Annotated in this window: 4 protein-coding genes; all 4 read left to right on the forward strand. The window is 70.2% G+C overall.

All coding sequences use genetic code 11. The annotated features are described in order from the left end of the window. The first annotated feature begins 285 nt into the window (after nucleotides 1–285). The 4 genes from AB0959_RS36680 to rho all read left to right on the forward strand — a co-directional run bounded on the left by AB0959_RS36680 (nucleotide 286) and on the right by rho (nucleotide 6,527). On the forward strand, nucleotides 286–1,578 hold the full coding sequence (locus AB0959_RS36680) for a homoserine dehydrogenase (RefSeq protein WP_366831082.1): 1,293 nt from the start codon (nucleotides 286–288) through the stop codon (nucleotides 1,576–1,578). A gap of 6 nt (nucleotides 1,579–1,584) precedes the next feature. Next, the gene (gene thrC / locus AB0959_RS36685; protein WP_366831083.1) at nucleotides 1,585–2,643 is read left to right on the forward strand and encodes a threonine synthase; all 1,059 of its coding nucleotides are present in this window, start codon (nucleotides 1,585–1,587) and stop codon (nucleotides 2,641–2,643) included. Between the two features lie 471 nt (nucleotides 2,644–3,114). Then, nucleotides 3,115–4,044 (forward strand): homoserine kinase, encoded by a 930-nt coding sequence (gene thrB / locus AB0959_RS36690; RefSeq protein ID WP_366831084.1) that lies wholly within the window; start codon nucleotides 3,115–3,117, stop codon nucleotides 4,042–4,044. 407 nt (nucleotides 4,045–4,451) lie between these two features. Beyond that, nucleotides 4,452–6,527 (forward strand): transcription termination factor Rho, encoded by a 2,076-nt coding sequence (rho, locus tag AB0959_RS36695; RefSeq protein WP_366831085.1) that lies wholly within the window; start codon nucleotides 4,452–4,454, stop codon nucleotides 6,525–6,527. Nucleotides 6,528–6,729 lie beyond the last annotated feature (202 nt).

The raw sequence follows: 6,729 nt of genomic DNA on the forward strand, positions 1-6,729 counted from the left end.
ATCCCGGCACCGCCCCCGGGTGCACCCCGGGGCCCGGGGTGCACCCCGGCCGCGTTAGCGCCCATACGAGCGCCACTATGAACGTCCATATGAACTCCCACATGAATGCCGGTATGAAAGCCTGAGCAAAGCCTGAACGCCCCACACACGTCGGCGGAAGATCTCCTGTCTTCCCCGGTCAAGAAGGTGAAATAGATATCTCACGATCCGGACGGAGGGCAGAAACTCCCGTCCGGTGAGTGAGACTGGTCCCACCGTATTCGGTATGTGAGGAAACGAGGTCGGATGATGCGTACGCGTCCGCTGAAGGTGGCGCTGCTGGGCTGTGGGGTTGTCGGCTCAGAGGTGGCGCGCATCATGACGACGCACGCCGACGACCTCGCCGCCCGGATCGGTGCCCCGGTCGAGCTCGCGGGCGTGGCCGTACGGCGGCCCTCCAGGGTGCGCGAGGGCATCCCCGCCGAACTCGTCACCACCGACGCCACCGCCCTCGTCAAACGCGGGGACATCGACGTCGTCGTCGAGGTCATCGGAGGGATCGAGCCCGCGCGCTCCCTCATCACCACCGCCTTCGAGTACGGCGCCTCCGTCGTGTCCGCCAACAAGGCGCTGCTCGCCCAGGACGGCGCCGCCCTGCACGCCGCCGCCGAGGACCACGACGCGGACCTCTACTACGAGGCCGCCGTCGCCGGTGCCATCCCGCTGATCCGCCCGCTGCGCGAGTCGCTCGCCGGCGACAAGGTCAACCGGGTGCTCGGGATCGTCAACGGGACGACGAACTTCATCCTCGACAAGATGGACAGCACGGGGGCGGGCTACCAGGAGGCCCTCGACGAGGCCACCGCGCTCGGGTACGCCGAGGCCGATCCCACCGCCGACGTCGAGGGGTTCGACGCCGCCGCCAAGGCCGCCATCCTCGCCGGGATCGCCTTCCACACGCGGGTACGGCTCGACGACGTGTACCGCGAGGGCATGACCGAGGTCACCGCCTCCGACTTCGCCTCCGCCAAGGAGATGGGCTGCACCATCAAGCTGCTCGCCATCTGTGAGCGGGCCGAGGACGGTGCCTCCGTGACCGCGCGCGTCCACCCGGCCATGATTCCGCTGACCCACCCGCTCGCCTCCGTGCGCGGCGCGTACAACGCCGTGTTCGTCGAGTCGGACGCCTCCGGGCAGCTGATGTTCTACGGGCCGGGCGCGGGCGGTGCCCCGACGGCCTCCGCGGTCCTGGGTGACCTGGTCGCCGTCTGCCGCAACCGGCTGAACGGGGCGACCGGGCCCGGTGAGTCCGCGTACGCGGCCCTGCCCGTCTCGGGCATGGGTGAGGTCGTCACGCGCTACCACATCAGCCTCGACGTCGCCGACAAACCGGGTGTTCTCGCCCAGGTCGCCACCGTTTTCGCTGAGCACGGCGTGTCGATCGATACGGTTCGCCAGCAGGGCAAGGACGGCGAGGCCTCTCTCGTCGTCGTCACCCACCGAGCGTCCGACGCCGCCCTGGGCGGGACCGTCGAGGCGCTGCGCAACCTCGACACCGTGCGGGGTGTCGCCAGCATCATGCGGGTTGAAGGAGAGTAACGAGCAATGACCCACCAGTGGCGCGGAATCATCGAGGAGTACCGGGACAGGCTGCCGGTCTCGGACACCACGCAGGTCGTGACGCTCCGCGAGGGCGGTACGCCCCTCGTGCCCGCGCAGCTGCTCTCCGAGCGCACGGGCTGTGACGTTCACCTCAAGGTGGAGGGCGCGAACCCGACCGGTTCCTTCAAGGACCGCGGGATGACGATGGCCATCACCCGGGCCAAGGAGGAGGGTGCGAAGGCCGTCATCTGCGCGTCGACCGGCAACACCTCCGCCTCCGCCGCCGCGTACGCCGTACGGGCCCAGATGGTGTCCGCCGTGCTCGTGCCGCAGGGCAAGATCGCGCTCGGCAAGATGGGCCAGGCCCTCGTGCACGGCGCGAAGATCCTCCAGGTCGACGGCAACTTCGACGACTGCCTCACCCTCGCGCGTGAGCTGTCCGACAACTACCCCGTCGCGCTGGTCAATTCGGTCAACCCGGTACGTATCGAGGGCCAGAAGACGGCCTCCTTCGAGATCGTGGACATGCTGGGCAACGCCCCCGACATCCACGTCCTGCCGGTGGGCAACGCGGGCAACATCACGGCCTATTGGAAGGGCTACAAGGAGTACGCGGCCGACGGGATCGCGGCGCGGACTCCCCGGATGTGGGGTTTCCAGGCCTCCGGCTCCGCCCCGATCGTGCGCGGCGAGGTCGTGAAGGACCCGTCGACCATCGCCACCGCGATCCGTATCGGCAACCCCGCGTCCTGGCAGTACGCGCTGGCGGCGAGGGACGAGTCGGGCGGTTTCATCGACGAGGTGACGGACCGTGAGATCCTGCGCGCCTACCGGCTGTTGGCCGCGCAGGAGGGTGTCTTCGTCGAGCCCGCCTCCGCCGCGTCCGTGGCCGGTCTGCTGAAGGCCGCCGAGCAGGGCAAGGTCGACCCCGGGCAGACCATCGTGTGCACGGTCACCGGCAACGGCCTCAAGGACCCCGACTGGGCCGTCGCCGGCGCCCCCCAGCCGGTCACCGTCCCGGTGGACGCGGCCACGGCGGCCGAGCGACTCGGCCTTGCCTGAGCGCTCCGCTGGGAGCCGGGACAGTACGGAAGTGATGAACCTGCGGGTCGGTGGGGGCTGGTCGCGCCCCGCGGCGGAGCCGCATATCGGCACAGCCCCGCGCCCCTTACGGGGCGCCACCTCACCCTCCCGCACCACCGCGCACCGCGCCCATGCGCCGCGCAAAGGCGTGCGGGGCACCGCGTTCCGGCGTAAGGAGGGCCCGCCTGGGGGATAACCCCGCATGGCACCCGACACGGGGGGCACGGGGGGCTTACGACACGCATCGTGCGCCTCCTGTGCGCCCTATGTCGCCACAGAACCTTCCTTCGATAGGCTGTACCGAACCCGCCCGCCGCATATGCCGCGGTGTCGCGTCGTCGACAGTGATCCCCGGATCCCGTCGGCAGCGGCCTGAGGGGTCTTCGTACGCATCGAATGTCAATCGAACGTCATTCGACAATCTCGCAGCTCAAGGAGAGTCATCGAGCGATGGCCGGTCCAGCGTTCCGCGCCGCCGCCGTCCGGGTGCGCGTCCCCGCCACCAGCGCCAACCTCGGTCCGGGCTTCGACGCCCTCGGCCTGTCGCTGGGTCTCTACGACGACGTGGTCGTCCGGGTGGCCGACTCCGGCTTGCACATCGACATCGCGGGTGAGGGTGGCGAGACACTCCCGCGTGATGAGAGTCACCTTCTCGTCCGATCCCTTCGTACCGCCTTCGACCTGCTCGGGGGACAGCCCCGCGGCCTCGAAATCGTCTGCGCCAACCGCATCCCGCACGGCCGCGGCCTGGGCTCCTCCTCCGCCGCCATCTGCGCCGGCATCGTCGCCGCGCGCGCCGTGACCATAGGCGGCGACTCCCGGCTCGACGACACCGCGCTGCTCGAACTGGCCACCGAGATCGAGGGCCACCCCGACAATGTCGCGGCGTGTCTGCTGGGCGGCTTCACGCTCTCCTGGATGGAGGGCGGAGCCGCGCGGGCCATCAGGATGGAGCCCGCCGATTCCATCGTTCCGGTGGTTTTCGTACCGGGGAAGCCGGTACTGACGGAGACGGCCCGCGGACTGCTCCCGCGCACCGTCCCGCACGTCGACGCCGCCGTCAACGCGGGCCGTGCCGCGCTGCTCGTCGAGGCTCTGACCAGGCGCCCCGAGCTGCTGCTGCCCGCCACCGAGGACCGGCTGCACCAGGAGTACCGCGCCCCGGCCATGCCGGACAGCGCCGCCCTGGTGGAGCGACTGCGGGCCGACGGAGTCCCCGCGGTGATCTCCGGCGCCGGACCCACGGTCCTCGCGCTGGTCGACGGCGACAGCGCCGACAAGGTGGCTCATCTGGCCGGCGCGGGCTGGGCCGCCAACCGGCTGGAACTCGACGCCCAGGGGGCGAGCGTGCTGCCGCTCGCCACCTCCGGTGTTGATTAAAGGCGCGCGGTTGCCGGATTTCGAGAGGGGGAATGTTTGTTGGATCCGGTAGTGTTAACCTCAAGTCTGCACCCGACCCCACCATGGCGAGGTGCTTCGTGTCCCCGTCCGGGACAACCTTTCTTCCGGGAGCCTCCCAAATCGCACCGTGTCTCGTACGTCACGCAGTACGTCGTACGCAGGCGCTGAGCGATCTGTCGAGCACGCTCCGGAATCGGCGTGACCGAGCCGCGTGACACAGACACTCAGTGCCACGGCTCGGGGAAGCGCCGAATCACAGAAATCACCTCCGCCGCCTTTGGCGGACCACCGCCCCGGCACGGTCCACACAACAAGGACCGAAGCCGGACAGCACAAACGGTCGCCGAGCCAGACAGGCCGACGTCCGCTCCAGGGAAGGACCCTTCGTGAGCGACACCACCGATCTGATGGGCGCACGTGTCGAGGAGACCGCTGCCGCGCCCGCCACGGACGCCTCCGCGCCTGCCAGCGGTGCCGGCTCCCGGCGGCGCCGCGGTACCGGCCTCGAGGGCATGGTGCTGGCCGAGCTGCAGCAGGTCGCATCCGGCCTCGGTATCAGGGGCACCGCGCGTATGCGCAAGAGCCAGCTGATCGAGGTCATCAAGGAGGCGCAGGCGGCCGGGGGTGCCCCGGCGAAGGCCGACGCCACCGCCGAGACCAAGCCGAAGCGCCGCGCCACCTCGAAGGCGCGCACGGGTGAGGACGCCCCCGCCGCGAAGGCCGAGGCTCCCGCCGAGAAGAAGGCGGACAAGAAGGCCGCCGCGAAGGCCGAGGCGCCCGCCGAGAAGGCCGTGGCCCAGCAGCAGATCGAGATTCCCGGCCAGCCGCAGCCGTCGAGCGAGGACGCGCCCACCGGGGGCCGCCGCCGTCGGGCCACCGCCGAGGCCGGCAGCCCCGAGACGGTCACCGCCGAGGCCAAGAGCGAGCCCAAGGCCGAGACCCCGGCCCCGGCGCAGGCCCAGCCGCAGGGCGAGGCCCGCTCCGACGCCGGTGACCAGGGCGGCGAGGGCCGTCAGGGCCGCCGTGACCGCCGCGAGCGCGGCCGGGACCGGGGGGACCGGGACCGTGGCCGTGGCAAGGGCGACGACCAGCAGGGCGGCCAGCAGCAGCGTGGCCAGCAGCAGGGCCAGCAGGGCCAGCAGGGCCAGCAGGGCCAGCAGGGTCAGCAGGGTGGCGGCCGTCAGGACCGCCAGGACCGTCAGCAGCAGCAGGACGACGACGACTTCGACGGTGGCCGTCGTGGCCGTCGCGGGCGTTACCGCGACCGCCGTGGCCGCCGCGGCCGCGACGACATCGCCGCCGAGCCGCAGCTCACCGATGACGACGTCCTGATCCCCGTCGCGGGCATCCTGGACATCCTCGACAACTACGCCTTCATCCGCACCTCGGGCTACCTGCCGGGCCCGAACGACGTCTACGTCTCCCTCGCCCAGGTCCGCAAGAACGGCCTGCGCAAGGGCGACCACGTCACCGGCGCGGTCCGTCAGCCGAAGGAGGGCGAGCGCCGCGAGAAGTTCAACGCGCTGGTCCGTCTGGACTCCGTCAACGGCATGGCCCCCGAACACGGCCGTGGCCGCCCGGAGTTCAACAAGCTGACGCCGCTGTACCCGCAGGACCGCCTCCGCCTGGAGACGGACCCGGGCGTGCTGACCACCCGCATCATCGACCTCGTCGCGCCGATCGGTAAGGGCCAGCGCGGTCTGATCGTGGCCCCGCCGAAGACCGGCAAGACCATGATCATGCAGGCGATCGCCAACGCCATCACGCACAACAACCCCGAGTGCCACCTGATGGTCGTCCTCGTCGACGAGCGTCCGGAAGAGGTCACCGACATGCAGCGGTCGGTCAAGGGCGAGGTCATCTCCTCGACCTTCGACCGCCCGGCCGAGGACCACACCACGGTCGCCGAGCTCGCCATCGAGCGCGCCAAGCGGCTCGTGGAGCTCGGGCACGACGTGGTGGTGCTGCTCGACTCCATCACCCGTCTGGGCCGTGCGTACAACCTGGCCGCGCCCGCCTCCGGCCGCATCCTGTCCGGTGGTGTGGACTCCACCGCGCTGTACCCGCCGAAGCGCTTCTTCGGTGCCGCGCGGAACATCGAGGACGGTGGCTCGCTCACCATCCTCGCCACCGCCCTGGTGGACACCGGGTCCCGCATGGACGAGGTGATCTTCGAGGAGTTCAAGGGCACGGGTAACGCCGAGCTCAAGCTCGACCGGAAGCTCGCCGACAAGCGCATCTTCCCGGCGGTGGACGTCGACGCGTCCGGTACGCGTAAGGAAGAGATCCTGCTCGGCAACGAGGAGCTCGCGATCGTCTGGAAGCTGCGGAGGGTGCTGCACGCGCTCGACCAGCAGCAGGCGATCGAGCTGCTGCTCGACAAGATGAAGCAGACGAAGTCGAACGCGGAGTTCCTGCTTCAGATTCAGAAGACGACGCCTATGCCTGGTAACGGTGACTAGTCGCCGTTGAGCTCGCGGTTGGTTGTCGGCTGCGGGTTCGTCGTGGTTGATCGCGCCCACGATGGGGGTCCCCCCGCTCGAGCGAAGCCGAGAGTGGGGGAGGAGCCGCATATCTGACACAGCCCCGCGCCCCTTAAAAGCACTGGGGGGGCCCCCCGCCCCAGGGGGGGCCCCCCGGGGGTTTTGGGGAGGGGGTAGAAAA

The organism is Streptomyces sp. NPDC046862, assembly GCF_040704615.1.
In the GTDB taxonomy this organism is placed as follows: Bacteria; Actinomycetota; Actinomycetes; order Streptomycetales; family Streptomycetaceae; genus Streptomyces.

Bases quoted from the DNA above. Each gene is read 5' to 3' on its own strand.
- AB0959_RS36680 (WP_366831082.1), top strand. From the start codon at position 286: ATGATGCGTACGCGTCCGCTGAAGGTGGCGCTGCTGGGCTGTGGGGTT.
- thrC (WP_366831083.1), top strand. From the start codon at position 1,585: ATGACCCACCAGTGGCGCGGAATCATCGAGGAGTACCGGGACAGGCTG.
- thrB (WP_366831084.1), top strand. From the start codon at position 3,115: ATGGCCGGTCCAGCGTTCCGCGCCGCCGCCGTCCGGGTGCGCGTCCCC.